The organism is Anabaena sp. WA102 (assembly GCF_001277295.1).
Taxonomy (GTDB): Bacteria; Cyanobacteriota; Cyanobacteriia; order Cyanobacteriales; family Nostocaceae; genus Dolichospermum; species Dolichospermum heterosporum.
Window position 1 is genome coordinate 4,331,928 of sequence record NZ_CP011456.1, and the last position, 26,846, is coordinate 4,358,773.

The window sequence follows — 26,846 nt, forward strand, 5'->3', positions numbered from 1 at the left end:
TTTGATTCTGTTGGTATTTTTTCGCAAGTAAATAAAAATTTTCGCCCTTGGCAAATTGTTGTTGGTCAATATTTAGGTTTTACTATTCTCGTCATCTTCAGTTTACCTGGATTATTTGGTGGACTGATTCTGCCTCAATCATGGATTGGTTTACTAGGCTTAATTCCTATTGCTATTGGTATCAGTAGTTTAGTGAATAAAGAAACTGAACAATTAGCTGATATGACAGAGGAGATAACATCATCTTTTTTAAATCCACAAATTTACACTGTGGCAGCGATAACGGTGGCTAATGGTAGTGATAATATTAGCATTTATATACCGTTATTTTCTAGCATTCAATTAGAGGGGTTTTTAATAATTATCAGTTTATTTTTTCTCCTGTTAGGCATTTGGTGTTATGCAGCATATCAGTTAACCCATCAGCATAAAATAGCTGATTTTTTGACCAAGTATGGTAATTATCTTGTGCCATTTGTGCTGATGGGTTTAGGAGTAGTCATTATATGGAAAAGTAAAGCGTTAAGTCCGTTAAAACTCCTTGGTAGTTGTATTTGTTTATTGTTTTTGGTGAAGAGAAATGATATTAACCAAGATAAAGGAGAAGAGGAAATAATTGTTTCTATCACCAATGATTAAATTTTCAAAGTTTAGTTAACCATTCATTCTCATTGGTATCTTGAAATAATACGGTACTCAAATAGCGTTCACCAAAGCTAGGCTGCACCATAACTATCAATTTATTGGCATTTTCTGGGCGTTTAGCTAGTTGCAATGCCGCATATAAAGCCGCACCAGCAGAAATTCCTGATAACAGTCCTTCTTCTTTCGCTAACCGCCGACTGTAGATAATCGCTTGATCATCTGAGACTTGAATGACTTCATCTATCAGTTCTGAACGATAAACAGCGGGAATAAATCCGGGGCCAATACCTTGAATTTTGTGTGGACCTGGTTTTCCGCCTGCTAATACTGGACTATTAACTGGTTCAACTGCAACTGCTTGAAAGCTGGGTTTGCGTTGTTTAATTACTTCGGAAACACCCGTAATTGTTCCCCCAGTTCCTACTCCTGACACAAGGATGTCAACTTCTCCATCTGTATCATGCCAAATTTCTTCAGCGGTGGTGCGAGCGTGAATTTGGGGGTTAGCAGGATTGCTGAATTGTTGCAACATATAAGCATTGGGGGTGATAGCAACTATTTCTGTCGCTTTAGCGATCGCTCCCCGCATTCCCTCTACCCCCGGTGTTAACTCTAATTGCGCCCCATAAGCTCTTAGCATGAGTCTTCTTTCCTGACTCATAGTATCTGGCATCGTCAAAATCAAACGGTAGCCTTTAGCGGCTGCAACCATAGCTAAAGCAATGCCTGTATTCCCAGAAGTTGGCTCAACTAAAGTAGTTTTACCAGGAATAATTAAGCCTTGTTCCTCTGCTGCTTGAATCATGCTCACGCCAATTCTGTCTTTAACAGAAGCCGCAGGATTCATACTTTCTAGTTTGACAACAATCTGCGCCAATGCTCCTAAACTTTGAGGAATTTTGTTTAACTGTACTAAGGGTGTTTTGCCCACTAACTCGGTGATATTTTTGGCTATTCGCATTGCTATACCTCTTGATAACTAAATGTAATACATGGGATTATTTTGGGCGCGAGTCTCTCTTTCTTGACACAAATCTTGGAGTGTATAGCTACGCAAAACCTCAATTGCAGCCGCATTAGCTTTTTCCCAGATTTCCAGAACCAAAGTTTTTTCTATCGTCGGAGTCTCAGCGCTTTCTTTCTCTTTCCGTTCACCTTCCACCAAGGTGACAATTTCTAGCAAAGTAATTTGCCAAGGCTCACGCATTAACACGAAACCGCCTTTTGAGCCACGTTGACTGTGGACTAAACCCGCACGCCGCACTTGAGTGAGAATCTGTTCGAGATAGCGTTCTGGTATGGGTTGCTTGGCCGCAATCTCACTCATAGTCAAAGGAACTTTTTTATCGTGATGACTGGCTAGTTCTAACAGTGCTAGGAGTGCGTATTCCACTTTTGCAGAAAGATCCAGAAGAGCGTAGTTTTGACTATTCAAATCTGTATTCAAAATACTACTGTACATTTATAGATTTATCGGCTATTAACCGCAATTATTTTACTTTTGGGTGTTAGATGTGATAGTACCACACTTACAATAAATAAAATACCATAACTCTATCGGATTTAAGGTGATTGTATGCAAGATTCTCAAAATTGCTGAATATTTTCGGGAAAATATCTTAATACAATATTTTTTAAATCAAGAATAATGTATACTACGGTTACTACATCGGAAATTAGTAATATATACGCTGATGTCATTATACACAGGTTTAATTCAATCATCTACTAACAATACTCCAAAGATTTTCACCAGGCGATCGCTATTGCCCGTTAAAAAAAATGCTGTGTGGCAAATAGAAAGCGGTTTTGTGATGACATACACTTATCTAGAAGACGGTACAACAGTAGCTTTGGGATTATGGGGTCCGGGAGATGTGGTTGGTGAAGTTCTCTCGAAAATAAAACTCTATCGGATGGAATGTTTAACCACAGTAGAAGCCACTGTTTTACCTGTGGATGATTGGCATCAACTCACAGAAACTTTGCTGTATCACATTCAACAAGCGGAAGAATTAATGGTGATTCGCAGCCATAAAAAAGTAGAGACTATGCTGATTCAACTATTAGGATGGTTATCCAAAAAATTTGGCTCAGAAGTAGAACAAGGGCGTTTAATTGATATGCGTCTAACTCATGAAGATTTAGCAGCACTGATCAGTTCTACTCGTGTAACTATCACTCGTCTGCTGGGACAATTGGAACAGGAGGGATTGATTGATAGACTTCCCCTGCATCGAATTATCGTGAGACAAGAGGATATTTGGTATTACGAAATTTAATTTGGAAAATACCAAAAAATAACTCTGCGAAGGAGGTAATCGCCCATTCATAGACTTGCTAAAAACTTTACTCTTATCAAAGGAATTGCTGCTTGCAACGGCACAATTGAACGACCAATTAAATTAATTGCTTCCCTACGTCCCGGCGTGTTTCTAGGAACTCCACAATCTAATGGGGGGTTATTCTTTTTCCACCACCCTGAATAAGACAATCCAGATAACCAGATGGGAACCCCATCTTCCACAGTGCTGCTTTGACTGAAAGCTTGCGAACTGCTTGCAGCAGCGCTTCGCTATCGCTCTCCAAACGACCTTGTTGTTTCAATGTCCTCTCCAATTTGTTCGCTCCAGCATTTCCACCCTTCCCGTTGCTGCAAGGATAAGTGGTTAGTGTGGGCAACAACGAATACCCTTTTACGAAGGTGCGGCGCTCCAAACTCTGACGCTGAGATAATTTCAACTTCTGTAGAGTATCCTGCCATTCTGAGTCCTCCAAGGCACGCTCGTAATCCTCTATGGATAAATCCTTCAGGGTTCTCAATAACGACAAATTTGGGCTTGCCAAGGCAGATACACCGGAGGGCTTCAAACCATAAGTTTGACTCTGGGTGTGCAAGTCCGGTTCTTTTACCTGCGTTAGATGTGCCTGTGCATGGGTGGGAAACGAAGTAGACATCTATATTTTGTGGCGGTGTGTAAGTTTTAATCTCAGAGTGAATAGGAATTAGTGGATAGTGTGAACGTAATACTTGTTGAGCAGAAGGAAGAATCTCTACAAATTGGTAAGTTGTGAAAACCTGATAATCATAAATTTGTTCAGGAATTTCAGCAGCTAATTCCCACGCACCAATTCCAGCGAAGTAATCAATACAGGTAATCATAGCAAAATCATTTCTGTGCTACCGCCTTTAGAGTTTGCTGTTGTTGTTTAGAGCCATGGAATTAGTTAAATCAGTTGAACCACCGATGGATAGTAATATGTTGAAGATGCTTGAAAATGATGTTGCATAAATCTTGGAGAAAATCAGAAACTTATCCGCAAAATATCCTAGCGATTCTCTTGAACAGTCTGCAATTTATATCCAGCTAGAATTAGAAAGTTTTGTATATACCGCTAAAAAGCGAGCCAAATAAATTGCAAGTAAATAGTTGAATTTATACTATTCCCGAAAGTAACAACTAGGAATATTTTATCATGAACAGAATCATTTTTGCAGGAATTGAAGGTGAAATAAAAAGTGTTTCACCTCATGGGAATTATACAGTAGTTAAGTTGAGCGATCGCATTACAATTGTAGGAACTTTCAGTAATCGCTTTCACTGGCAGGAATCGCCTGATTCTAATTCTGGATTCAAGAGCTTTATCACCTATATCGGGTTAAAATCTTATTCAGAATATCAACACTTTGCTGAATGGGTTGCATTGAATAATGGGTATTTTGAAGGTGACGACGGAACTCCCAGAGAAGCCAAGCGTGTTAAACATTCTAGCTTTCCATTGGAGATAAAAGTTAGAGGTTTAATAGCTGAGTCAGTTTTTGAATTAGTGCAGATGTAATAACAAAACAAGTTGGTGTTATTGATTTTTTAGTAACACCAACTAAAAACATGATTTTTCTTTGCTACCGCTTTTAGTTTGTGATTTGTTTAGAAGTGAGAAACAATGAGTTTGTAATTTTTTACCAAACAACGAAATTCTGAATAATTTAGTTTAGACAAGAGGTGAATCAAATGTATATTGAAGCATCAGAAGCTTGGTATTTTGCTGAAGAATTGTCAAATAAAATCATTAATGGTGTTTGGAGTGATGTTGTTAAAAAGCTCAAACAATTAAACCCCATGCAGTTAATTTATGTATTTGATTTGATAGTTAAGAATAAAATGCTTAATCAATCAAATATCGACAGTCTTGTGAGAGTAATTTCTAATCATCTAAATGATAAAGATGAATAGATAATGTAACACTACTGCTAGTTAATTCTGGCAGTGATTGAATTAATAAAATAAAATGAATTATGATTAAAGTAATCAATGGTAAACGCGATGGTTTTATTGGTCAAGATAAAATTTATATTGGTAGAGCTAATAAGTTTTATGGTTTACAAGAAAGTCCTTTACATAATCCATTTAAACTTAGCAGCGAGAAAGAAAGATTTGAAAGTTGTAAAATGTTCGATAAATATTTGTACGACAAAGTTAAACTTTGGATGAATGAGGGAATACTTGATGAAACAACAATCGCTCTCAGAGACATAATTTTTAAAGTTCTTGAGGGTGTAAATATAATCTTTACTTGTTGGTGTAGTCCTTTACAATGTCATGGTGATGGAATTATTAGGTGTGTGAATTGGATAATTCAGCAAGATTGGTTTAAACAGGCGTATAGCGAGTATTATAAGTGATTTTATTTTGGTAGCATTTGCAAATTATTGTGAGTGCTACTAGGAATTTTATTGAATATTTATTTCAGCATTTTATTGAATATGGACGCTACCGCGAAGAGATTTTGGGAGTCAATTGATTCCTTTTCTTTTTTCTTTCATTTTATTTTCTTTTAGGAGTTTCATCATGGCTATTAAATTTGTCACAAAATCTCAACAAGAAGTTCAAGTTATTGAAAAGCAACGTTTAACTTTATTGGATGCTATTCGAGTTATGAGTTGGGAACAGCATAAGCTTGATAATCCTAATTATAAACGTGGCTTAGAAGGTTATAATACAGAATTTGGTGATGAATGGAAAATAGATCCAATTCACGATAAATCTTTAGATGAATTGATTGAATTTATCCAAGAGTTAGGTTTTACCGTTGATGAATTATTAAGTGTCAGATCAGAACATTATTCTGAGAAGAAACTAATTCAAGAACGAGTAGCAGCTAAGAAAGCTAGAGAGTTTGGTTATGAGACTAGTCAAACGAATGGCTTTAAAGAAAGTGAAGATGGAGATGATGAATATGGGTATCCTCCATACTAAATATTTGATTGATTGATTTGATAGCTTCTAATCTCTATATGAGGTTAGAAGCTTTTTTGTTAATTACAACTGGAGAAAAATAATGGTCAAGTTCGTAAGAAAATTTAAACAACAGCCGATTGATAGAAAACCTGGTGAAACACCTGTTCAAGCAGCATTCAGAAAATTAGCAGAAAATACTAAATATTTCAATGAAGTGATCAAACCACATTTAGAACAATTAGTATCATGTTATCCCGATAAATACATATTTTTGTATTATCACGATAAATGTATGATTTTTGATGGTAATTATTACGTTAAAAACAGAGAATTTAGAAGCATTTCTGACAATGAAATCTATGACAAAATTGGTCAGATTTTAGCAACAATATAGATTCTGATTTTTAATAGCTCTGATTCCTATAGGAATTAAGGCTTTTTTTTAATGAATTACTAAATTCTTTACGATATTGCAGCTACCGCTAAGAGAATTTAGTTTATTTTTTTAGGACATCTTTATGCTACATCTACAACAATATCTTTCCGAATCTCAACAACAAGAAATTTTACAACATTGTAGAGAAATTGGTAAGAAATCGCCTCTTTTCAGGTTTTGGGCTGGGAGAAATCCCGGCTCTTTTTTTTAGTTAGAGAAAATCAAGATTTGTTTTTTGATTCTGAAATAGCAAAACAGGAAACAGAGAAAACTACGGATTTAAGTTTTTGAATAGGTCTTTATATTTTTGAGGCATAGGCAAGTGTTATATATTACGTTAAGCATAACATTTATATCGCAATTCCGCAAAAAATCAACCAGCGATCGCCCAAAAATCACGACTCACAGGAATAGAGATTGGCCTCAGTAAACCTTTAGCAGATATGTAATTGAGCCGTCTTCAACCATTAATCGATCCACAAATTGTAACACATCGTTTACATCCATTGAAACTATACAAGATAAGTATTTGAGGCATTATAGCCGACTTTTATCCCATTTTTTCTGATATTTTCCGTTTTTTATTGAGTTCTTGTGACAAAATTCCCGTATAAATCCGTTTTCCTGGGGGTTGTTAAACAGCAATTTATTTATTATGCAAGAAAGAGAATTTTTAAACTTAGGAGAAATGTTGGGTATGGGTTTTGATTCTTTGCAAGAAAAACTCTGCCCAAATTCTGCAATAGATACAAGTAAGAATGAAGAACAATCGCAGAAGATGCAAGCGCAAGATATGTTTGATTTTAAATATATAAAAGATCAAAAAATGCTTGCAGAACAGTTTAATATTTCTGGTTCCGTTTCTGGAAAAGGAAGTTTCGGTCCATTGTCAATAGCCGCTAGCATGAGGGGAGAGCATTTTAGTGTAAATCAGGTAGAAGAAGAAAATCTTTATATTTTATTGAAATATCAGTTATTCAATACTGCATACAGATTAATAAACCCCAGATTGTCAGTTGAAGCTAATAATATTTTAAATAGCTCCTCTGATTCTGGAGAGTTTAGAAAAAAATTTGGAGATGAATTTATTATTGGGTTTAAAACAGGTGCAGAATATACGGCATTAATACAAATTTTTGACGTTAAAAAACGAGATCAAGTTAATACTTATGGAGAAATCAATGCGGCAGTCAATAAGATTATGTTTGAAGCTGAATTAAGTGTATCTTCTAAGACAGAAAAACTAGAAGTATTAAAGAAGTTTTCTAGCCAAGTTAGTGTTTTTAGAAAGCCAAGCAATAGTGAAAAATTAGTAATGAGTCTTGATACCTTAATCGAAGATTTTATGGATTTTAAAAAACGTATTAGAAATGAACCCTGCCCTCAATATATTACCATTTTCTCTGATTATGATAAATTAGTTGACATCAACAAAAGTATTCTTACACCAAAATTAAAACAATTAAAATCAAAATTGAACAACCTAAGAGAGCATAAGATGCGCCAAGAAGTACACTTATTAAACCTTGAAAATCTTCAAAAATTCGACAAAAACATAGAGGTGTTAAAAATTCAAGGAGAAGGACAACATTTATTAGACAGAGTTAGTGAATTACGTAGTTATATTAATGCTGTTAATGAATTTATTGATGAGTGTCTTTATTTGCCTAATGCTATTAACAGCGAACAATATGATAAATTTTTAAAATTTAAATAAAAGCACCATTGACGATACTGTAAGGTGTGTTACTTAACGCACCTTTTTACTTTTAATTATGATTAATTTGTAATATTTATGCGTTACGCTAACATATCCTACTGTTGCTGATTTACATATTCTATCCGTCTAAAAATTAACCTTTTAAAGGTACTTTTCAGTCAACATCACCCCTAACAAAATCCGACGGGCTTAAAATTGGTAATATTCCCCGATAAGGATAAAGAATCAACAAATCTTGATCACCTGTAATTGGCGTTGCAGATTCTTAGAGGAAACGGAACTCAAGTTACCATTTGATCATCTGTGGTTGGGGTATTCAGTTTGCACACAGAAAGACGCTGAAGACGTTTATTATCTACTGAAAACCCCTGCGAAGATTCGGTTTCTCAGTTGTGAACCGGTTCTGGAAGACATTGATTTATCAGAATGGTTAAGCGAGTTCATTGGTGCGGGTATCTGTGATGGTTGCGGAAAGGAAAAAAGTCAACTATACGGTGTTGATGCTTATCCTGTATGTGGTGCGGCAATTTGTGATCAATGCGCTCCCAGACTATATTGGGTCATATTAGGGGGAGAGTCAGGGGCAAATGCTAGAACTACTCATCTTGAACATTTACGTTCGCTGCTGAATCAATGCCAAAAAGCCAACATTCCTCCATTTATCAAACAACTTGGTGCTAAACCGATATTGAATAACCAACCCTATAAAATCAGCGATAAAAAAGGTGGAATTTTATCTGAATTTCCAGAAGATTTACAAATTAGGGAGTTTCCAAATGTCTAATCAAGATAATCAAAGGTTGAATAACTGCAAAAGTTGCAACTCAAAGAATACAAATAAAATATGGCGGCTGAGTAGCATAAATAATCAAATTGCTATCAATCAGCATCGTCTCTCCCGAATAAATTGCGATCTTGACGTTGTTCACGCTGCCAAACAACTGGATCAGCAATTTCTGCAAAAGGATTTAACGCCACCGCCTGCGCCAATGCTTGCGCCAAACCTTCGCGCCTTACTTGGTTTGAAGTGATAGGCGTTTTCTCTCGTGCTTTTTGTTCTAGAGCGGCGGCATGGTGTTGAATTTGTTGCAAAATAGGGTTCATAGCTGTCGTTTCTCTAGTACCGACGATATCTATATTACAGGATTACAGGAGTTCGCGGTAAGCGTAAATCTCAGTGGCTGTGAGAGGTGTCCAAATTGTTAAAACGAGTAGAGTCAGCTTTAGGATCGCAACCTACGATCATAATGCGTTGACCCATTTCAGCCATAGCGGCTAAAGTATTTTGAGAAGTGGTAGATTTACCGATACCGCCCTTGCCGTAGAAAGCTATCTGTCTAATTTTTTCTTCAGTCATTGTTCGTGTTTCCTAGAATTAGTTGATTGGTGGTTTTGTTGGTTCTCACGGCCAAGTTCTACGGCGGTGAGCGTTTGTAGAACGTCGCTATCTATGGAGGCGATCGCTCTACAGAAAATCGAGTGGTGTTCATAGTATTTATGAGGTTGTAAGGATTTTTTTCTTTGTCAGTTGTAGGGGTTTACGGCGTAAACCCTTACCATTAGCTGTTTTTTTCTAAACTGCTTCGACAATAATTTCTTTACTGATGCGATCGCGTAATCTCGCTTCAATCGCAATCTTTAAAGTAGCAGTGCTGCTAGAACATGAACCGCAAGCACCTTTAAGAATGACTTTAATCTTATCGCCTTCGACATCATAAAGTTCTACATCTCCCCCATCGGCGATTAAAACAGGTCGGACTTCTTCATCTAATACTTTTTGAATCAGAGCAATTTTTTGAACTGTAGTTAATGGTTTTTGTGGCTCTGAACTGGGAATTTCTGTTTTAGCTTTTGCCTTGTAGCTGTAGAGATTTTTGTTGGCGGCTTCCTGCTTTACTTCTCTTATTATATCATCAATCTTCGTTAAACAAGAACCGCATCCGCCACCAGCTTTTACATAATTTGTTACTTGCTCTGCACTGAAGAGATTGTTTTGTGCAACTGCTTTCTTGATCTTAGCATCAGTTATTCCGAAACAGCTACAGATGAGGACACCTTCTTCATCGTCATGTGCCTCTAAAGGAATGCCACGATAATTATAAATGGCAGCTTCTAAAGCCTCTTGACCCATAACAGAACAGTGCATTTTAGCTTCAGGTAAACCACCTAAATAATCAGCAATTTCCTTATTTGTCACTCCCAAAGCTTCATCTAAAGTCAAACCTTTGACCATTTCAGTTAAAGCACTCGAAGATGCGATCGCACTGGTACAACCGAAAGTTTGAAACCGAGCATCGAGAATTTTATCTGTTGCTTCTTCAACTTTCAAATGTAATCTTAAAGCATCACCACAAGCAATACTTCCCACTTCACCAGTTGCCAGTTTCACACCAGCTTCGCCAGTTTCTTCAATAGCACCCTGGTTTTTGGGATCGTAAAATAACTCTAATACTTTATCAGTGTAGTCCCACATAGTTAATTTTAGATTTTGGATTTTAGATTGGTGATTCGTAATTTTTGATTAGTCAGCAGTCAGTTTTTACTTACTACTGGCAACTGACTAATGACTAATGTACGGGCGAAGCATTCGGAGAAAAGCCTTTGGGAGAAACCGATAATTGATCATCCGAATGCTTCGCCCCTACGGATTGTTGTTGTAACCAATCGGCGTTATCATTTTTGAAGGGAGATAAAGCTCGAAGACGGTCAACAATTTCCGGCATTACTGCTATTACTTGATCAATTTCAGCTTCGGTTGTGTAGCGAGAAAGACTGAAGCGAATTGACCCATGTAAAGTAGTGTAGGGTAAACCCATTGCCCGTAAAACATGAGAAGGTTCAAGAGAACCAGAAGTACAAGCAGAACCAGAAGAAGCACAAATACCGTACTTATTTAAAGAGAGCAAAATTGCCTCACCTTCAATATATTTGAACCCGATATTTGTAGTATTTGGTAATCTATGTTTGATATCACCATTTACTTCACAATTAGGAATTTTAGCTAGAAGAGATTTTTCCAAATAATCGCGCAACTTTGTTAATCTCTGAGATACTTCTTCTAAATGTAACAGTTCTAATTCCGCAGCTTTGCCAAGAGCAATAATTCCCGGAACGTTCTCTGTACCGCCTCTGCGTCCTCGTTCTTGATGTCCACCAACTAAGAGAGGACGGAAACGAACCCCACGTCTCACATACAAAGCACCAATACCTTTAGGAGCATGAATTTTGTGACCAGATATAGTTAACATATCTATGGTGCTGGTCTTCATATTCAAGGGTATTTTGCCTACCGCTTGCACTGCATCAACGTGGAAGAGAGCGCCGTATTCCTTAACCATAGCACCAATTTCTTCAATTGGAAATATCGTGCCGGTTTCATTATTGGCATACATCATTGTTACCAAAGCAGTATTACCAGTTAGAGCAGCTTCTAACTCACTCAAATCCATTTGTCCATGAGAATCTACCGACAAATAGGTAACTTGATAACCTTTAGATTCTAATTGTTTGCAGACATTTAAAACTGCCGGATGTTCTACTTGGGAAGTGATGATATGACGTTTTTCAGGTTGAGCTAATAAAGCAGCATGAATAGCAGCATTATCGCCCTCAGTTCCGCAACTGGTAAAAACAATTTCTGATTCGTCTGCTCCCAGTAAAGCAGCAACTTGTTCTCTAGCTATTTTTACAGCTTTCCCAAGTTGTCCACCAAAAGTGTGCATACTAGAAGGATTAGCATAATAGTCCGTCAAATAAGGCATCATTGCCTCAACAACTTGAGGATCTATTTTAGTGGTGGCATTATTATCAAGATAGATACAATTATTTTGCATGATTTTCCATATAAAAGTATAAAGTAGGGGCGAAGCATTCGGGCGATAAATTATCGGTTTTGTCCAAGACTATTTTCCCAATGCTTCGCCCTTACAGGAGTCAGAAATTCAGAAGAAAGATCAATATAAATATTCCCTATTTCCTCTTAACTGTTACCTGTCACCTATATAACTATTTGTCCTTGATGCTTTTGCAATTGTTGGGCAATCTTTTGGGAATAAGATTTATACCAATTCTCCCAATAGTCTTGCTTATTGGTTAACTTTGCTCTCACACGGTTGTAAGTAGCAAACCAACTTTCCCAATAATCACTAGGTTGTTTAATGCAACCATCAACAGTAGGACAACTGGCTTTACATTGAGGTACGGTGTGAATACTACCAGCGCAATTTGTGCAAAGTTCCGAGTCAATCCAGTAATTACCGTCAACTTCTTGAATTGCACCGGTAGGACAAACAGATAAACACAACTTGCAGGAAATACACTGGCTAGTAATTTCGTAAGCCATGATTATTTACCTTTGTGGGAATTGGTGAAGAGGTAATAGGTAATAGGTGATTGGTGATTGGTGATTGGTGATTGGTGATTGGTGATTAGTGATTGGAACAATATTACCTATGACCTATGACCTATTACCAATTACCCATTAGCCTGAACATATTGCTCGTAAAATTCTAAAGCAATCTTTTCAATTACATCATAGGCTTCAACAGTTTTTATTCCTGCTGCTTCTAATTTTTCCTTGGGACAATTGCCTATTTTTGATACCAAGACTGCTTTACAATCTGCAATTGCCTTCATTATATTGTCTGCGGTAGCTTCTTCGCTGTAACCACCTTGACAATATTGATCAATCTTGCGGTGACTAACAAAACGAACTTCATTGCCATCAACTTCATACACTTGAAATTCCTTCGCGTGTCCGAAGTGTTGGTTAACTAATCCACCACCTTTTGTTGCTACTGCAACTAAGATTTTAGGACTATTAGCAGATTTTTTGCCAGTTGATGCTTTATCTTTGGCAGCCTTAATTTCTTCTCTAAATTTCTCAATCCCTTCGTGAACTTCTTGACGAGTTTCAAAGTTATATTCTGGAGCCATTTCCATGAACTTATCTTTAGTAAATTCTTGGCTACGGTCTTCTCCTAATAATCCTACCGCATCGGCTCGACACTGGCGACAGTGGCGCATCATTTTCATGTTACCAGAGCAATTGTCTTGGACTTCCTTCAGTTCTTTTCCTGTTGGTCCACGTTGACCAGTTAAACCAAAATGAGTCCCATGTTCTGGTGCAGAAATTAGCGGCATAATGTTATGTAAGAATGCGCCTCTCTCACGAATAGCCTTATTAACTTCTACCAAATGTTGATCATTAATTCCCGGAATCATCACGGAATTAACTTTGCATAAGATATCAGCTTCCTTGAGAGCTTGCAATCCTTCCAACTGCTTTTCTAGGAGAATTTTTGCTCCTTCTACCCCTCTGTAACGCTTGCGTTTATAGTGAACCCAAGAATAGATTTGTGCGCCTATTTCGGGGTCAATGGTATTAAGGGTAATAGTAACGTGATCTATATTTAATTGTTTGATGCGATCAATATGTTCTGTCAGCATCAAACCGTTTGTGGATAAGCACAATTTAATATCTGGTGCTTTGTCTGCAATTAATTCAAAAGTCCGAAAAGTTTTTTCTGGATTAGCCAAAGGATCACCAGGACCGGCAACTCCCAATACAGTCATTTGGGGAATTTTTCCGGCAATTACTAACACTTTATGTGCAGCTTCTTCCGGTGTGAGTAATTCACTCACTACTCCAGGACGACTTTCGTTAGCGCAGTCATACTTGCGGTTACAATAGTTACATTGAATATTGCAAGCTGGAGCGACGGCAACGTGCATCCGTGCATAGTGATGATGAGCCTCTTCACTATAGCAAGGGTGTTTAGAAATGCGTTCTATGAGTTTTTCGTCCATTTCTGGAGTTGTGGTGCTGTCGCAACCGCAAGCAGCAGATGTAGCGGGGGTGATAATGGCATTCTGAAAGTCGGAGGTGAGAATATCTGTAGCAGGTAGTGTCATTGAATTTCGCTGTTGGAGGTGGACTTGAGAGCCACTGTGGGAGATGCTTTTACTACTGCCAATACCTAAATTATTTTAGACATGGTGCTAATCTCATCCCTCCACTCACTTTTGACTACTAACTTGGTTTTGTTAAGGAGCGTTAAGTGATTGGCGATAAATGATTTATAGCAGCCCTTTTTTTTGCCCTCCTTGGTTTACACCAGGATAGAACTTATTGGATTTATTATGTTTGTACTCAAATCCTTAAATCCTTGCATTGCAACGATACAAAAATTAAAAAAGATTTTTTCGGGTAGGGGTACGAGTATTTATAGTTAGGGGTACGAGTATTTATAGTTAGGGGTTCAGGATTTCTTTGTACTCATCTCAAACTCAATACCTGCAAGGGTTTTGGCTATATTTTTAGCGAATTTTCTTGATATTTGACTGTACTCAACTTTCCTGCAAATTCTCCTAGAAACTCTTGTTATTCAGAGATTTGAGGTTAAAAAACTGGAGTAAAATCAACCCGATTACTCCAGATACGTGCGAAATTCAATTCTGTATACAACCTATCATTTTTTTTTAGAGTAAAAATGCAATTTATATTTTTTTAAGTTTTTGATTGTTAATGATATTTTTATAGCTGTATTGCTTGCTATACAATAAATACAGCCTAATTACACCATCTATATTAATGCAGATGATTTGCAAAAGATTTAATTTTTTGATCATTATTTTTTGATGATATTGACAATTATGTTAGCCATGAACTCTCCCCCATCACTACGCTATAAATATAGTAAACAAAGCACATTAGGAAAAATGTGATCAAAGCTATTATTATCGGGAGCATCCCAATTTTGCAGAAATAAGCTGGCGATTGGAAATCACGGCTATAAGTAGTGAGACAGAATTAATTACACAATGTCATTGCGTTAGCGCAGCGTGGCGTTAGCCATATGGAACGAAGTGAAATGAAGCAATCGCAAGAGTTGTGATTGCTTCCCTTCGCTCGCAATGACTGTAAATATTTTTGTCCAATTACTTACAAACAAAGTCCGCCTACTGGGACTCAGCAATTCTCATTTTGAAACGAGTTTGCGCCATTTCAGCGAACTGCTTGCAGCAGCGCTTCGCTATCCCCGGATTTGTTAAGAATTGTAAAACCCTATGAATGTAAGGGTTTAAATGTCATGAAACCTTAAAATGAGAATTGCTGACTGGGACTAGGGAAATTTACAGCAAATTGTCATCAAACCCGGAACAAGAACCCCACCCCCAACCCCCTCCCCGCAAGCGATGAGGGGGCTAAGATGTACCTTATATGATTGGAAATCGCTGTAAAACCCACGCAGGTGGGTTTTGCCTGTGTAGTCGTGACTTCCAGCCGCATGGATTCTATATTTTGGGTAAATTTGCATATTTGGGATACTCCCTTGTTATCCATCTTGATGATAATTATGAAGCGGATACTGTTACCTTACTAGCTTTAATTTATTTCTACGTAGTGTAAGCTTAAATAGACTTATCGGATTAGTATACAGATATCTCTGTAGCTGACGTGACGGATGTTTGTAGTTCTCAAAATTTGGATTCGGTAAAGTTGCTGAATGCAGATTTAGTTATTGATTTTTGACATTTCGTTACTTTCTGTTATATTTACAAAAGTGTCTGTTAGGTAATTCAGAAAATCTAACTTGATAATATGGCTAGGTAAAATATTAGTCCTATTTAATAGAGGGTAAATTAGTGAAGAAAAAGTTAAAGATTGCGTTGCATAAAACATCAAGTCTGGGGCTAATGTTACTACTCCCTATATTGGGAAATTTACTCTTTTTAGCTAATGCTAAGGCAGAGTTGAATAGTAGTCTGACAATTGAAGTAGAGGGACTCAGAAACAAATCTGGACAAATTTGTGCTACGCTTTTTGATAAAAGTCAGGGATTTCCTAGTGATAGTAAAAATGCTTTACAATCCCAATGTATCAAGATCACAAAAATATCTCAAAAACTGACTTTCGATAACTTGAGAGCGGGTAGTTATGCTGTTGGATTAATTCATGATGCCAATGAAAATGGTAATCTCGATACTGGTTCTTTTGGTGCGCCCATAGAAGGTTTTGGGTTTTCTAATAATCCAGAGGTTTTCACCGGACCGCCTAAGTTTAATGATTCGGCTGTTGCTGTATCTAAAACTACTACTGATATTAAGATTAAGATGAAATATTTCTTTGGTTCTTGATTGATATAGCAATCGTTCATACCCAGATCCCCGACTTCTAACATTGATTTATTATTTATGGACAGAATGAATCAAAGAAGTCGGGGATCTTATCGCCTCACCTGAATTCTTACAATTTTGTATCCCCACATACAGCAAACAAATCCGAAAATAAAATAAAGAAATCCACCTTTCCACTACCAAAATAATAAAATAATAATAGTAGTAGGTAATACATAAAATCTATATTTACTGTCATCAAAACAGTGTTTATCAGGAAATGAGTACAACTAAATATATGGAAGAATATCTTGCCTAAATAGCTGTAAAGTCCTACAGGTTAAGAGGTTTCTGGTGAGTACAAAAAAGCTGCATCCCTGATCTGAAAATACCAGTACCCCTGTGATCAAAAGCTAGTACCCCTACCCCAAGAGAAAATGTAAAGTTCTGTTAAATAGGCAGTTAAACATATTGAGTACAAGCTTAATAAATTTAATAAATCTAATCTGCGTTGCTAATTCTGTCTGTTTGGAAGTTATCTGATATAAGCATGAAAACAGTACAGGATTTTTTCACCTAACAATACCAATGCACCAGTCATTAAACAGGATCATTAAGACTGAGACTGTAAATACAAAGCTACGTAAACATGAAGGTTTTAGATTTTTTTTAGAACCATTAATCAGTGATTTTCGGATTATTTTTGAGCGTGATCCAGCAGCACGTAATTGGTTAGAGGTCATATTTTGTTACCCCGGCTTTCATGCTCTGTGTTTACATCGTCTTGCACATTGGTTACATATCCACAATGTGAGTTTTATTCCCCGGTTGATTTCTCATTGGGGACGATTTTTCACAGGTGTTGAAATTCATCCAGGAGCAAAAATTGGTAAGGGTGTATTTATTGATCATGGCATGGGTGTTGTCATTGGTGAAACTGCCATTGTGGGAGATTATACACTCATTTATCAGGGTGTAACATTGGGAGGAACTGGCAAAGAAAGCGGTAAACGTCATCCGACATTGGGTAGTAATGTTGTTGTCGGTGCAGGTGCAAAAGTATTAGGAAATATTCAAATTAGCGATCGCGTCCGTATTGGTGCAGGGTCAATTGTCTTGCGTGATGTGCCTCCAGATGCCACTGTGGTGGGCATTCCTGGCCGGATTATCGCTCCTAAGTCTAGTAACCCCATTTCCCCCTTAGAACATGGCAAATTACCCGATATAGAGGCAGGTGTGATTCGTTCTTTACTCTCGCGGATTGAGCAGTTAGAACAACAAGTCCAAACTCTCACTAATCATCACCAAGATGATCAATAAAGTTAACTCCATAAATTGTGAATTACTGATGTCACCAAATTGTAACTTTTTAACTGTCGGTGAACAAATTTTGCAAGTTCCTTTAGGTGATAGATGGTGTATTTATCATCGGTTGCAAGAGTTGATGATTTCCTGTTCCTGTCCCCCGGATGGGTCTTTGCGCGTGCAAGTTAATAACCTAGAAGAAGCGATTCTTGTTCGTAGTACATTGATGCAATTTTTTGCTTCTCGTCATCAATTGGTGACATGGTTAGAGAATTGTTTGTGCAACGGTGTTGAGTAAAGATTGCTGGAAACAATCATGTTTTTTTTGATTAGTACGACTGATAACAATTAATAATTCTAGCCCTGTCTAATCCAAAGCATATCAGAGGTTAATTTTTAATGCAAGTCTGATTGATCTCAAGTCATTATTCACTCACAAACTATCTTGCATATTCCAGATAATTCACATAAGCTAAGGTTCACCCAGGTTACTAAAACTAAAAAATTAGTAATTGCTGATGGGAATAACTTGTACCTTATGTTGATTTCAATTGTCAATGTCCAATTATGGTAATTAATCGTATTGATAGGAAGTTACTGCAATTTCTCCAAAAAGAACTGGCACTTTCCCAGGCTGATATTGCTGTAGCAACACGACATCCTGAGTTCAATCATGGACCTTTACCGATGCTGCTTTGGCAATATGGTTTAGTGGATTTGCAACAACTAGACAGAATTTTTGATTGGCTTGCAGAACATCCTGAATTGAGGTAGATGAAAAATTACCAGTAAACATAAGAGGTAATAATTATGATTACTAGTTTGATTGCTGGCATGAGTATGTTATTTTTTACAGGATTTACTAATATTTGTATGGGTTATTGGCTATTAACGAAATCCACAAATAATACCACAAAAAATATTGGCTAAATTATACTTATTTTTTGTTTCTTGTCATACAGATGCAACAGCAATATTTAGTTAATAATTAAGGATCGTAAATCATGAATCATGATTTATTCGCTCAATTAACAATTCATTAGCCATCTACCACTATGAAGAATTGTAGCGAACAAGGATATTACAAAAAACTCCGCTAGAGGGACTTTGAAAATGTATCAAATCATGATTAATGATACGACATTACGTGATGGGGAACAGGCAGCGGGTGTTGCTTTTAACTTAGAAGAAAAAGTAGCGATCGCTCAATTCCTCGATACCATTGGTGTCCATGAATTAGAGGTGGGAATTCCGGCAATGGGAGAAGAAGAAATTCGCGCCATTGTTGCCATTCGTAACTTAGATTTAAACGCTAAACTATTAGGTTGGAATCGCGCTGTATTATCAGATATAAAAGCTTCTATAGCCTGTGGACTAGAGCGAGTACATATTGCTATTCCTGTGTCTGGAGTGCAAATTGCCGCTAAATTTCATGGACAATGGCGAGTAAGTTTACAAAAGCTCAAAGACTGTATTAGCTTCGCCTTAGATCAAGGTCTTTGGGTATCAGTTGGTGGTGAAGATTCTTCTAGAGCCGACGAAAACTTTCTCCAAGATGTTGCCATGTTATCGCAAGAATGGGGAGCATCACGTTTTCGGTTTTGTGATACAGTTGGGGTACTTGATCCCTTCCGAACTCACCTTAAAGTTAAGCATTTAGTATCAACTCTATCAATTCCTATTGAGATTCACACCCATAATGATTTTGGACTAGCAACTGCTAACGCCTTAGCCGGAATCAAAGCTGGTGCTGTATCTGTAAATACTACCGTTAATGGACTAGGAGAAAGAGCCGGAAATGCCGCTTTAGAAGAAGTAATCATGGCTCTAAAATGTATTTACGGTGTTGACTTAGGAATTCAAACTCAACACTTGTTAAAACTATCTCAATTAGTCGCTAAAGCCTCCGGTGCTAATGTTCAACCTTGGAAAGCAATTGTGGGTGAAAATACCTTTGCTCATGAGTCTGGTATTCATGCTCATGGTGTTCTGCAAAACCCCGTTACTTATGAACCTTATGCTCCTGAAGATGTGGGTTGGGAACGGCGTTTAGTCATAGGTAAACATTCTGGTCGGCATTCATTATCTAATCTCTTAGAACAGCATGGCATCTTTCTCGATTCTCAAGAAACCCAAGCTATTTTAGATGTAGTCCGTCAGCAATCAATCCTCAAAAAACGCAGTCTCACTACAGAAGAATTATTAAATTTAGTCAGCGAAAAAAGGTATTCCCATGCAACGTGATGAAATAGAACTGGACTCGCAACCCATTTTTGAAATTGGTCAAAAAGTTCGAGTTAAGAAACTAATCAAAAACGATGGAACTTTTCCCGGTAGAGAAATTGGGGAAGTTTTAGCAAAAATTGGTGATGTTGGTTATGTCTCCAGCATTGGCACATTTTTGCAAGCTTATTATATCTATGCTGTACATTTTTTGGAAACAGGGTACATCATCGGTTGTCGAAAAAGAGAACTAGAATCTGCTGAGGAAACACATGAAAGTAATGCTCCGAATGAATGATGCTGGTACTTTAGTTGTCTACGTCCCTAAAAAAGATTTAGAAGAAGAAGTAGTCAAAGAAAGAGATGGTGAAGCAGGTAAAATTCTCACTTTAACTAATGGTTGGGAACTAGAATTTAGTGAATTTCCCGATAAAAGTCGTTTACCAGTAACAGTGGAAGCTAAACGTCTTTCTTAACGTCAGAATTCAGCCGTCAATCGTTAACTATGGTTCTCGATTGAGTGAGATACAAACCCCACCCCTAACCCCTCCCCGCAAGCGAGGAGGGGGACATGAATTAATTATCAATTGGTAATGTGGGGTTGATTATTTTCTCTTGAAAAAATTGGGTTATCGCAAATGGGTGAAAAATATTTGACCTTATCGGAATTGAATATTGAAGGACAGTTTTTAGGGTTTGTGGGTAAAGATGCTGGGAAATGTAAACATTTACAGTTAGCAGTTCCTGGGGGAAATATCAAACTAAAAATTCCGAAAAATTTACGTTGTTCGCTAGGTTTATCCTTAGTTCCTGGTGAACAAATTCGCATAGATGCTATTAGTAAATTAAATCTCCGTAACAATAAACTCAAACTGCAACTTTATCAAATTCAAGCCATTGGTTTTTGTGTGCTGGAAAATTTCCTTCCGCAACCCAAAGCCAAAATTATGGTTTGTCAAAAATCTGGTTGTCTGAAACGGGGTGGAAAGGGGTTATTGTCAGACTTAGAAAAAACTTTAGGCGATCGCGGTTTATCTGATAAAGTAACTATTGAACATACCGATTGTCAAAAACGCTGTAGCAGCGCCCCCAATTGTGTTTTAATGTTAGGTAAAAAACAATACAAGAAAGTTCAGCCAGAGGCGATCGCATCTTTGCTAGAGAATCATTTAAGTGGTTGATGTAGCGTCACAAAGTATACTATCTTGCTTGAATTATCTCGTTCCCAGTCTCTGACTGGGAATGCTATCACAGAGGCTCTGCCTCGACTTCGGCTAGATAGTAGATAAAAATACTAGTATCATAAACACATCTCATCTTTCCCATTCCTGACGCAAAGTATCCAAATGACTCAACATTGCTGCTTTTTTAGGCTTTAAAATTCCGGCGTTGCTGATTAAGGGTATGAATTTTAGTCTCACGCAAAGGCGCAAAGACGCACTGAGGTTTGAGGTTTAAAGGTTCAATTTGGGAATTTTATACCTCAATTCAGCAACGCCGAAAAATCATTAACCGAAGACAAATTTGAACAATTCAACAAATTGAGTTTCCCAGCACCTCCAGGTTCAGCAGATTATATCACCTATACCGTTCTATAAAACTTACCCAAAATTACCAAAGTCTAGACACATCTGGACAGCGATAACCTTAGTGCTTATTTCCTGTTTAATCACGGTCTTAGAATGACTTCTAAGAGGTTTGTCCGCTCCACAGGCTATCTCGGTAGAACTTACCGTTTCTGACCGTAGTTCCTAAAAAGAACCGCTACGCTACAGGGATAAAAATATCCGCAAACCATCGGTCAATGTTTTTAGCGGCGTTGAGGTCACGATCCTCTGTATGTCCGCAATCAGGACAAATATAAACGCGGTTTTTTAATGGCATTTTATGACGATGATTACCGCAGTTAGAGCATATTTGGGAACTAGGAAAGAACCTATCCACAAGGATTAGTTCACTCCCGAATTTCTCAGTTTTGTACTCTAATTGCCTTTGAAATTCATACATCCCACAATCTGCAATTGCACCTGCTAATTTGTGGTTCTTCAAAAATGCCTTAACGTGCAAATCTTCTATCTTAATTATGCTGTGGTTTTTAGCTAGATAGTAGGTTAATTTGTGAATAGAATCCTTGCGAATATTAGAAACTTTGGCGTGTAATTTAGCCAATTTTCTCACAGCTTTTTTACGATTATTAGACCCCTTGACCTTCTGGGTAACGCTACGCTGTAAACGTTTCATGCGTTTACTCATCCGGCGGTAGGCTTTGGGGTTTTTGAATATTTCACCATTACTGCAAACTGCTAACTCCTTTATTCCTACGTCAACGCCGATGGTCGGTCTATCTGCAAGTATAGGAGGTTTTTCAATCTCGTACTTGACAGAAATAAACCATTTATCAGCCTGTCTAGAAATCACGCAATTATGAGTTGCTGTAATCGGTAAAGGTTCTGCTAAACGTACCCAGCCAATTGACGGTAATTTAATTCTTTTACCATCATTTTTAATCGCTGGTTTCGCCTTAGTTCCTGATTCTAAATAGAAAGAATCGTGTTGTCCTTTTCTCTTGAATCGTGGTTGTTTTGATGTTTTTTTGAAACACCTATCCCAAGCCTGGCGTAAATCAGCTAACGCCTTCTGAGGAACATTTTTATTAACTTCGTAATACCAAATATGCTCAGATTTTACCTCAGCAACTAACTTTTTATGCAGGTCAATCGCTGATGGTAATTTAAGTTTTTCGCCTTCTTTTTGAGTAACTAAGATATCTATAACTTGAGCATTTGCCCAGTTGTAAGCGTGTCTAGCTACTCCAGATGCTTTACGAAAAGCTGTAACCTGTCCGTTATTTGGAATTAACGCGGTTTTGAATGATAAAAGCATTGATTCGACCTTCAATGTTGTGTTACAATATTTAGTATACTCGATACTCTAGGATTTAGCAATGCCTAAAACTAAATTTAAACCACAAAATCAAGTAGCGTACGATAAATCACCTTTGCAGTTTAAGGTGTTGCCTGGGGTCAGAGAAAAAATTAAAACCGTCCCTGATTGGCAGCAACGGTTAAGGGAATTTGTTGATCAACTAATTGAAGACTTGGACAAACAGTAATATATGGATAGTTATGGGGAGAAATTATCAAGCTGTTCCTACCCCTAACCAGTCAAAAAGCCACAACCCAATATAATGACATCTCGCAATCTCAAATACCAAACAAACTAGATAAAGTTGTCAAAGCCTGGAACGAATTAAAAAATAGCGCCAAATAACTAACCCAAATCCTCAACTATTGAAGTTGGGGATTTAAATCACACTTTTAATTTCTGTATTTCTTCCTTCCTTTGCGCCTTTGCGCCTTTGCGTGAGACAATTTATTTATCATCCCTTCTCCACCAAACCCTCCAAAACCTGTTGTAAATCAGTCGTCAACTCAGCCACCGATTGTCTAGCAGCGACGCGACTACCTTTATAAACCGCATAACGTTGAGAAATAGAAATGGGTTCACCCACAGTTATTCTCACCTGCTGCTTACCCAATTGTGGACGATTTAAAGAAATATTTCCCTTAATTTTATTAACCATATCCCATAAAAGTAAAGTCATTTCTGCAAATCTTTCCACCGTTGGTTTTTCGCGGATATACATCCCAGAAACAGCCACAAAACTCTCAACCAATCTCATGTGCCACATCCGAAAATATGCCTCTTCAGCAACTCTATCTCCCAAACTTTTCTCAATGAGTGATAATGATTTAATATCCTTAAAATCTTCCCTAAATATATAATTCCAACCAGCTTGTTCCACCCTTCTACATCTATCATTCCAATTCCCCCTAGATGGCAAATCAAAATATTGTTCAGCAATAAATAAAGCAATATTCATCACAGATTGTAACCGATAAGCTAACGCTTCATTTCTATCTGTAATTTCTCCATTAGTAATTTTCTCATCTGGTAATGTTTGATGATAAAACTTAGTGTAAAATTGCTCCATTACCGATAATAAATGTTCCGCCAAACCCAACAATCGGGGATAAAGCGCAGTAAAATTAGCCTCAGTTTGATCCTGATTCACAGACAAACCACTAGCCGCTTCTAATTCAGTTAACAAATTTGCTATATTATCCCAAGGCTGATTAACATAACTATATTTAATGCCAATTGGTAAAATTAAAACTTCCTCATCTCTTCCTGCTTTTTGTAAATCTTCCGCACACCAAAAACCCATCTGTGCGATACCCGGTTCTAAGGGACTAATAATCTCCGATAAACCATTTGTAGCACCTTCTGGCGCAGCAGCCATCGGAAACTGACCATTAGCATACAAATCACGCACCGAACGCAACCCAGTCCAATCAGCTTTACCGCGTTGAATCGGAGTTCCCCCCAAATGGGAAATTACCCAACCAACTTGAGAACCAGCCCAGAGAGGAATGCCCCGATCATAGATAAAATGAGCATGAAGCGGATATTGTAGCTGTGTACCCCCAACTTGTGCTACTTTAGGCAAGATTTGGGACAGTAAATAAGTTAAACAAAGAGGGTCTGCTGTTTGAGGATGACGAAACGCCAACATAAACCGGATTTTACCATCTTGAAACCGCTGATAACAATCCGCCAAAACTTCAACATTTTCTGCTTCAATGTTGCTAATAGGTGTTTTCCAGCGAATCCAGTTAGGTAGCACAAAATGTACCAACTTTAACAACAAAGGGTTAAAAGCTGGCGGAATAAATTCTAAAGGTGGTTGTGCTTGATACATTGCTTCAGACACAGTAATTATCTCCTCAAGTTATAACAAGTGACAGGTGATACCAATTTTATGTGAGGCTGCACAGAATAACAATCAATCATATTTATCTGCGTTTATCTGCGTTCATCTGCGGTTAATTATTCTGGAAATCTTATTCTATGCAGCTTCATCTTTAGGTATGACCGGGAATTTTAGATTTTGGATTTTAGATTCAAAAAATTTGCTACAAGTCCCGTCCTTGAGGATGGAAAAATACTCGCTGCGCTGCGTACGCTTCGCTAACGTAAATCCCAAATCCCAAATTTTCAAGTTCTACACTTGGGGGTGGAGTTAATCCAAAATCCAAAATCATCAATCCAAAATCGCGTGACATAGGTTAATCTTCAATAATTGACAAAATTAGCAAGTAAAGGTAAAAACAATGCGATTATCACAAATGTTATTTGTTACACTGCGGGATGATCCGGCTGATGCGGAAATACCCAGTCATAAATTATTACTCCGCGCTGGTTATATCCGTCGCATTGGTGGTGGGATTTATGCTTATCTTCCCCTAATGTGGCGGGTTTTGCAAAAGGTTTCCCAAATTGTCCGGGAAGAAATGAATGCTACCGGCGCACAAGAATGTTTATTACCACAGTTACAACCTGCGGAATTATGGCAAGAATCGGGACGCTGGGACACCTATACTAAGGCTGAGGGAATTATGTTTTCTCTTGTGGATAGAAGAGAACAACAATTAGGACTAGGACCAACTCACGAAGAAGTAATTACCACAGTTGCCCGTGATATGATTCGTTCCCATCGTCAATTACCTGTCCATTTATATCAAATTCAAACTAAGTTTCGTGATGAAATTCGTCCCCGGTTTGGTTTAATGCGCGGACGAGAATTTATCATGAAAGATGGTTATTCTTTCCATGCTGATGAAGAAAGTTTGAAAAAAACTTACCAGGAAATGTACACTGCTTATAGTAATATGTTGCGGCGTTCTGGTTTGGCTTTTCGGGCTGTGGAAGCTGATTCTGGGGCTATTGGTGGTTCTGGTTCTACAGAATTTATGGTCTTAGCAGAAGCAGGAGAGGATGAAGTTCTCTACACTGAAGATGGTAAATATGCCGCAAACGTAGAGAAGGCAGTTTCTTTACCAGCAGATGCGGAAACTTCACCTTTTACAACTTACGAAAAACGAGAAACTCCGGGAACAGAAACTATAAACAAAGTTTGTAATTTATTGAAATGTTCTCCTACCCAAATTGTCAAAAACGTTTTATATCAAATTGTTTATGATAACGGGTTAACTGTTTTGGTCTTGATAAATATTCGCGGAGATCAGGAAATTAATGAAGTTAAATTACAAAATGAATTAACTAAGTTAGCTCCTCAATTTGGTGCTAAAACTATTCTGACTTTAACTGTACCAAATGCTGAGGCTCAAGCAACATGGCAAGCAAAATCTTTGCCTTTGGGTTACATAGCACCTGATCTTAGTGATGATTATATTGCGGAAAGTAAACAGGTAAATTCTCAGTTTATGCGGTTGGTTGATAAAACCGCTGTGGAGTTAAAAAACTTTGTTACTGGTGCAAATGAAGCTGGTTTTCACGTAGTTGGCGCAAATTGGGGTGAGCAATTTAAGCTACCTACACTAACCGTAGATATTCGTAAAGCTAAATTAGGCGATCGCTCCCTGCATGACCCAAGCCAAACCCTACAAACAGCTAGAGGCATCGAAGCCGGTCATATCTTCCAACTGGGTACAAAATACTCTGAGGCGATGGGTGCAACTTATACCAACGAACAAGGGGAAGAAAAGCCTTTAGTCATGGGTTGCTATGGTGTGGGTGTGTCACGGTTAGCACAATCAGCCGTAGAACAATCCTATGATAAAGATGGCATAATTTGGCCAGTAGCGATCGCCCCCTATCACGCCATCATCACTATTCCTAACATTAAAGATGCCCAACAAATCGCCGTTGCCGAAAAACTTTACACAGAATTCAACCAAGCAGGAATAGAAACCTTATTAGATGACAGAGACGAACGGGCAGGAGTAAAATTCAAAGATGCAGATTTAATCGGTATCCCCTTCAGAATCGTCACCGGTAGAGCCATTACAAATGGTAAAGTCGAAGTAGTCAAACGCGCAACCCGTGAATCTCAAGAAATTGCCATTGACGAAGTTATCAATACATTGCAACAATGGATTAAAGACACAATAGAAAGTGAACTTTAACTCTCGTAAAGTGGGTATTGTGAGACTAAATCAGTCGAAGTATTAACCTTCCTGCTGTCATGAGGTACAGTTTTTTGTCTCAAATCCGTAGGGGTGGGGTCTCCCCACTCTAGATTGCATTTTATGAGAACAACAACCCCTGTATTTCATGAAATCATCAGAAATTTAAG

Annotated in this window: 30 protein-coding genes; 19 read left to right on the top strand and 11 right to left on the bottom strand. The window is 37.7% G+C overall.

Annotated features, from left to right (window positions below; genetic code table 11):
- Window positions 1-54: 54 nt before the first annotated feature.
- Window positions 55-639, top strand: coding sequence for a cadmium resistance transporter (locus AA650_RS19020; protein ID WP_442853966.1), 585 nt, complete (start codon window positions 55-57; stop codon window positions 637-639).
- Between the two features lie 4 nt (window positions 640-643).
- On the opposite strand, the gene cysK is transcribed toward AA650_RS19020, so the two are convergent.
- Complete coding sequence (gene cysK / locus AA650_RS19025) at window positions 644-1,606, bottom strand: cysteine synthase A (RefSeq protein ID WP_053540227.1); 963 nt, start codon at window positions 1,604-1,606, stop codon at window positions 644-646.
- A gap of 18 nt (window positions 1,607-1,624) precedes the next feature.
- Entirely contained in the window at window positions 1,625-2,107 is a 483-nt protein-coding gene (locus AA650_RS19030; protein WP_053540228.1) for an RrF2 family transcriptional regulator, read from the bottom strand.
- Window positions 2,108-2,339: 232 nt separating this feature from the next.
- Here AA650_RS19030 and AA650_RS19035 point away from each other — a divergent pair, with 232 nt between their 5' ends.
- Window positions 2,340-2,927 carry a Crp/Fnr family transcriptional regulator gene (locus AA650_RS19035; protein ID WP_053540229.1) on the top strand — a complete coding sequence of 196 codons (588 nt, stop codon included), beginning with the start codon at window positions 2,340-2,342 and terminating at the stop codon, window positions 2,925-2,927.
- Window positions 2,928-3,220: 293 nt separating this feature from the next.
- Here AA650_RS19035 and AA650_RS19045 read toward each other — a convergent pair whose 3' ends face one another.
- Window positions 3,221-3,808 carry a DNA cytosine methyltransferase gene (locus AA650_RS19045; protein WP_053540231.1) on the bottom strand — a complete coding sequence of 196 codons (588 nt, stop codon included), beginning with the start codon at window positions 3,806-3,808 and terminating at the stop codon, window positions 3,221-3,223.
- A 314-nt stretch (window positions 3,809-4,122) separates the two neighbouring features.
- Here AA650_RS19045 and AA650_RS19050 point away from each other — a divergent pair, with 314 nt between their 5' ends.
- The 7 genes from AA650_RS19050 to AA650_RS19080 all read left to right on the top strand — a co-directional run bounded on the left by AA650_RS19050 (window position 4,123) and on the right by AA650_RS19080 (window position 8,825).
- A complete protein-coding gene (locus tag AA650_RS19050) occupies window positions 4,123-4,485 on the top strand; it encodes a hypothetical protein (protein WP_053540232.1) in 363 nt (120 codons plus the stop codon).
- Window positions 4,486-4,658: 173 nt separating this feature from the next.
- Window positions 4,659-4,880 (top strand): hypothetical protein, encoded by a 222-nt coding sequence (locus AA650_RS19055; RefSeq protein ID WP_053540233.1) that lies wholly within the window; start codon window positions 4,659-4,661, stop codon window positions 4,878-4,880.
- Window positions 4,881-4,942: 62 nt separating this feature from the next.
- Window positions 4,943-5,329 carry a DUF4326 domain-containing protein gene (locus AA650_RS19060; RefSeq protein ID WP_053540234.1) on the top strand — a complete coding sequence of 129 codons (387 nt, stop codon included), beginning with the start codon at window positions 4,943-4,945 and terminating at the stop codon, window positions 5,327-5,329.
- 166 nt (window positions 5,330-5,495) lie between these two features.
- The gene (locus AA650_RS19065) at window positions 5,496-5,903 is read left to right on the top strand and encodes a hypothetical protein (protein ID WP_053540235.1); all 408 of its coding nucleotides are present in this window, start codon (window positions 5,496-5,498) and stop codon (window positions 5,901-5,903) included.
- An 82-nt stretch (window positions 5,904-5,985) separates the two neighbouring features.
- Window positions 5,986-6,279, top strand: a complete 294-nt coding sequence (locus tag AA650_RS19070) for a hypothetical protein (RefSeq protein WP_015080860.1) — start codon at window positions 5,986-5,988, stop codon at window positions 6,277-6,279.
- Between the two features lie 697 nt (window positions 6,280-6,976).
- The gene (locus AA650_RS19075) at window positions 6,977-8,038 is read left to right on the top strand and encodes a hypothetical protein (RefSeq protein WP_053540236.1); all 1,062 of its coding nucleotides are present in this window, start codon (window positions 6,977-6,979) and stop codon (window positions 8,036-8,038) included.
- A gap of 238 nt (window positions 8,039-8,276) precedes the next feature.
- Window positions 8,277-8,825 carry a DUF5131 family protein gene (locus AA650_RS19080; RefSeq protein ID WP_053540237.1) on the top strand — a complete coding sequence of 183 codons (549 nt, stop codon included), beginning with the start codon at window positions 8,277-8,279 and terminating at the stop codon, window positions 8,823-8,825.
- A 95-nt stretch (window positions 8,826-8,920) separates the two neighbouring features.
- On the opposite strand, the gene AA650_RS19085 is transcribed toward AA650_RS19080, so the two are convergent.
- The 6 genes from AA650_RS19085 to nifB form a co-directional block, all read right to left on the bottom strand.
- Window positions 8,921-9,145, bottom strand: a complete 225-nt coding sequence (locus tag AA650_RS19085) for a hypothetical protein (protein ID WP_053540238.1) — start codon at window positions 9,143-9,145, stop codon at window positions 8,921-8,923.
- Window positions 9,146-9,215: 70 nt separating this feature from the next.
- Window positions 9,216-9,398 carry an AAA family ATPase gene (locus AA650_RS19090; protein WP_053540239.1) on the bottom strand — a complete coding sequence of 61 codons (183 nt, stop codon included), beginning with the start codon at window positions 9,396-9,398 and terminating at the stop codon, window positions 9,216-9,218.
- A gap of 216 nt (window positions 9,399-9,614) precedes the next feature.
- Window positions 9,615-10,514 (bottom strand): Fe-S cluster assembly protein NifU, encoded by a 900-nt coding sequence (nifU, locus tag AA650_RS19095; protein ID WP_015081226.1) that lies wholly within the window; start codon window positions 10,512-10,514, stop codon window positions 9,615-9,617.
- Between the two features lie 94 nt (window positions 10,515-10,608).
- Window positions 10,609-11,874, bottom strand: coding sequence for a cysteine desulfurase NifS (gene nifS, locus AA650_RS19100; protein ID WP_053540240.1), 1,266 nt, complete (start codon window positions 11,872-11,874; stop codon window positions 10,609-10,611).
- A 164-nt stretch (window positions 11,875-12,038) separates the two neighbouring features.
- Window positions 12,039-12,383 (bottom strand): DUF362 domain-containing protein, encoded by a 345-nt coding sequence (locus tag AA650_RS19105; RefSeq protein WP_053540241.1) that lies wholly within the window; start codon window positions 12,381-12,383, stop codon window positions 12,039-12,041.
- A gap of 131 nt (window positions 12,384-12,514) precedes the next feature.
- Entirely contained in the window at window positions 12,515-13,954 is a 1,440-nt protein-coding gene (gene nifB / locus AA650_RS19110; RefSeq protein ID WP_039201673.1) for a nitrogenase cofactor biosynthesis protein NifB, read from the bottom strand.
- A gap of 1,785 nt (window positions 13,955-15,739) precedes the next feature.
- Between nifB and AA650_RS19115 the strand changes: the two genes are divergently transcribed.
- From AA650_RS19115 to AA650_RS19150, 8 genes are all read left to right on the top strand, one after another.
- Complete coding sequence (locus AA650_RS19115; RefSeq protein ID WP_053540242.1) at window positions 15,740-16,180, top strand: DUF2141 domain-containing protein; 441 nt, start codon at window positions 15,740-15,742, stop codon at window positions 16,178-16,180.
- 567 nt (window positions 16,181-16,747) lie between these two features.
- Complete coding sequence (gene cysE / locus AA650_RS19120) at window positions 16,748-17,479, top strand: serine O-acetyltransferase (protein ID WP_053540243.1); 732 nt, start codon at window positions 16,748-16,750, stop codon at window positions 17,477-17,479.
- 28 nt (window positions 17,480-17,507) lie between these two features.
- Complete coding sequence (locus AA650_RS19125) at window positions 17,508-17,762, top strand: Asr1405/Asl0597 family protein (protein WP_027404317.1); 255 nt, start codon at window positions 17,508-17,510, stop codon at window positions 17,760-17,762.
- 269 nt (window positions 17,763-18,031) lie between these two features.
- Window positions 18,032-18,238, top strand: coding sequence for a DUF2949 domain-containing protein (locus AA650_RS19130; RefSeq protein ID WP_027404318.1), 207 nt, complete (start codon window positions 18,032-18,034; stop codon window positions 18,236-18,238).
- Between the two features lie 339 nt (window positions 18,239-18,577).
- Complete coding sequence (gene nifV / locus AA650_RS19135) at window positions 18,578-19,708, top strand: homocitrate synthase (RefSeq protein ID WP_039201681.1); 1,131 nt, start codon at window positions 18,578-18,580, stop codon at window positions 19,706-19,708.
- A complete protein-coding gene (locus AA650_RS19140) occupies window positions 19,698-19,985 on the top strand; it encodes a nitrogen fixation protein NifZ (protein ID WP_015078853.1) in 288 nt (95 codons plus the stop codon). Before nifV ends, AA650_RS19140 begins: the two co-directional genes overlap by 11 nt.
- Window positions 19,960-20,163 (top strand): putative nitrogen fixation protein NifT, encoded by a 204-nt coding sequence (gene nifT / locus AA650_RS19145; protein ID WP_053540244.1) that lies wholly within the window; start codon window positions 19,960-19,962, stop codon window positions 20,161-20,163. Before AA650_RS19140 ends, nifT begins: the two co-directional genes overlap by 26 nt.
- A 162-nt stretch (window positions 20,164-20,325) precedes the next feature.
- Complete coding sequence (locus AA650_RS19150; RefSeq protein ID WP_053540245.1) at window positions 20,326-20,868, top strand: (2Fe-2S) ferredoxin domain-containing protein; 543 nt, start codon at window positions 20,326-20,328, stop codon at window positions 20,866-20,868.
- Between the two features lie 583 nt (window positions 20,869-21,451).
- On the opposite strand, the gene AA650_RS19155 is transcribed toward AA650_RS19150, so the two are convergent.
- Entirely contained in the window at window positions 21,452-22,570 is a 1,119-nt protein-coding gene (locus AA650_RS19155; RefSeq protein ID WP_199924298.1) for an RNA-guided endonuclease InsQ/TnpB family protein, read from the bottom strand.
- A gap of 61 nt (window positions 22,571-22,631) precedes the next feature.
- Between AA650_RS19155 and AA650_RS28185 the strand changes: the two genes are divergently transcribed.
- The gene (locus AA650_RS28185) at window positions 22,632-22,799 is read left to right on the top strand and encodes a hypothetical protein (protein WP_199924299.1); all 168 of its coding nucleotides are present in this window, start codon (window positions 22,632-22,634) and stop codon (window positions 22,797-22,799) included.
- Between the two features lie 267 nt (window positions 22,800-23,066).
- On the opposite strand, the gene AA650_RS19160 is transcribed toward AA650_RS28185, so the two are convergent.
- Window positions 23,067-24,449, bottom strand: a complete 1,383-nt coding sequence (locus AA650_RS19160; protein ID WP_199924458.1) for a 1-acyl-sn-glycerol-3-phosphate acyltransferase — start codon at window positions 24,447-24,449, stop codon at window positions 23,067-23,069.
- Between the two features lie 412 nt (window positions 24,450-24,861).
- Here AA650_RS19160 and AA650_RS19165 point away from each other — a divergent pair, with 412 nt between their 5' ends.
- Window positions 24,862-26,676 (top strand): proline--tRNA ligase, encoded by a 1,815-nt coding sequence (locus AA650_RS19165; RefSeq protein WP_053540247.1) that lies wholly within the window; start codon window positions 24,862-24,864, stop codon window positions 26,674-26,676.
- Window positions 26,677-26,846 lie beyond the last annotated feature (170 nt).

Bases quoted from the DNA above. Each gene is read 5' to 3' on its own strand.
- cysK (WP_053540227.1), bottom strand. From the start codon at position 1,606: ATGCGAATAGCCAAAAATATCACCGAGTTAGTGGGCAAAACACCCTTA.
- AA650_RS19030 (WP_053540228.1), bottom strand. From the start codon at position 2,107: ATGTACAGTAGTATTTTGAATACAGATTTGAATAGTCAAAACTACGCT.
- AA650_RS19035 (WP_053540229.1), top strand. From the start codon at position 2,340: ATGTCATTATACACAGGTTTAATTCAATCATCTACTAACAATACTCCA.
- AA650_RS19045 (WP_053540231.1), bottom strand. From the start codon at position 3,808: ATGATTACCTGTATTGATTACTTCGCTGGAATTGGTGCGTGGGAATTA.
- AA650_RS19050 (WP_053540232.1), top strand. From the start codon at position 4,123: ATGAACAGAATCATTTTTGCAGGAATTGAAGGTGAAATAAAAAGTGTT.
- AA650_RS19055 (WP_053540233.1), top strand. From the start codon at position 4,659: ATGTATATTGAAGCATCAGAAGCTTGGTATTTTGCTGAAGAATTGTCA.
- AA650_RS19060 (WP_053540234.1), top strand. From the start codon at position 4,943: ATGATTAAAGTAATCAATGGTAAACGCGATGGTTTTATTGGTCAAGAT.
- AA650_RS19065 (WP_053540235.1), top strand. From the start codon at position 5,496: ATGGCTATTAAATTTGTCACAAAATCTCAACAAGAAGTTCAAGTTATT.
- AA650_RS19070 (WP_015080860.1), top strand. From the start codon at position 5,986: ATGGTCAAGTTCGTAAGAAAATTTAAACAACAGCCGATTGATAGAAAA.
- AA650_RS19075 (WP_053540236.1), top strand. From the start codon at position 6,977: ATGCAAGAAAGAGAATTTTTAAACTTAGGAGAAATGTTGGGTATGGGT.
- AA650_RS19085 (WP_053540238.1), bottom strand. From the start codon at position 9,145: ATGAACCCTATTTTGCAACAAATTCAACACCATGCCGCCGCTCTAGAA.
- AA650_RS19090 (WP_053540239.1), bottom strand. From the start codon at position 9,398: ATGACTGAAGAAAAAATTAGACAGATAGCTTTCTACGGCAAGGGCGGT.
- nifU (WP_015081226.1), bottom strand. From the start codon at position 10,514: ATGTGGGACTACACTGATAAAGTATTAGAGTTATTTTACGATCCCAAA.
- nifS (WP_053540240.1), bottom strand. From the start codon at position 11,874: ATGCAAAATAATTGTATCTATCTTGATAATAATGCCACCACTAAAATA.
- AA650_RS19105 (WP_053540241.1), bottom strand. From the start codon at position 12,383: ATGGCTTACGAAATTACTAGCCAGTGTATTTCCTGCAAGTTGTGTTTA.
- nifB (WP_039201673.1), bottom strand. From the start codon at position 13,954: ATGACACTACCTGCTACAGATATTCTCACCTCCGACTTTCAGAATGCC.
- AA650_RS19115 (WP_053540242.1), top strand. From the start codon at position 15,740: ATGTTACTACTCCCTATATTGGGAAATTTACTCTTTTTAGCTAATGCT.
- cysE (WP_053540243.1), top strand. From the start codon at position 16,748: ATGCACCAGTCATTAAACAGGATCATTAAGACTGAGACTGTAAATACA.
- AA650_RS19125 (WP_027404317.1), top strand. From the start codon at position 17,508: ATGTCACCAAATTGTAACTTTTTAACTGTCGGTGAACAAATTTTGCAA.
- AA650_RS19130 (WP_027404318.1), top strand. From the start codon at position 18,032: ATGGTAATTAATCGTATTGATAGGAAGTTACTGCAATTTCTCCAAAAA.
- nifV (WP_039201681.1), top strand. From the start codon at position 18,578: ATGTATCAAATCATGATTAATGATACGACATTACGTGATGGGGAACAG.
- AA650_RS19140 (WP_015078853.1), top strand. From the start codon at position 19,698: ATGCAACGTGATGAAATAGAACTGGACTCGCAACCCATTTTTGAAATT.
- nifT (WP_053540244.1), top strand. From the start codon at position 19,960: ATGAAAGTAATGCTCCGAATGAATGATGCTGGTACTTTAGTTGTCTAC.
- AA650_RS19150 (WP_053540245.1), top strand. From the start codon at position 20,326: ATGGGTGAAAAATATTTGACCTTATCGGAATTGAATATTGAAGGACAG.
- AA650_RS19155 (WP_199924298.1), bottom strand. From the start codon at position 22,570: ATGCTTTTATCATTCAAAACCGCGTTAATTCCAAATAACGGACAGGTT.
- AA650_RS28185 (WP_199924299.1), top strand. From the start codon at position 22,632: ATGCCTAAAACTAAATTTAAACCACAAAATCAAGTAGCGTACGATAAA.
- AA650_RS19160 (WP_199924458.1), bottom strand. From the start codon at position 24,449: ATGTATCAAGCACAACCACCTTTAGAATTTATTCCGCCAGCTTTTAAC.
- AA650_RS19165 (WP_053540247.1), top strand. From the start codon at position 24,862: ATGCGATTATCACAAATGTTATTTGTTACACTGCGGGATGATCCGGCT.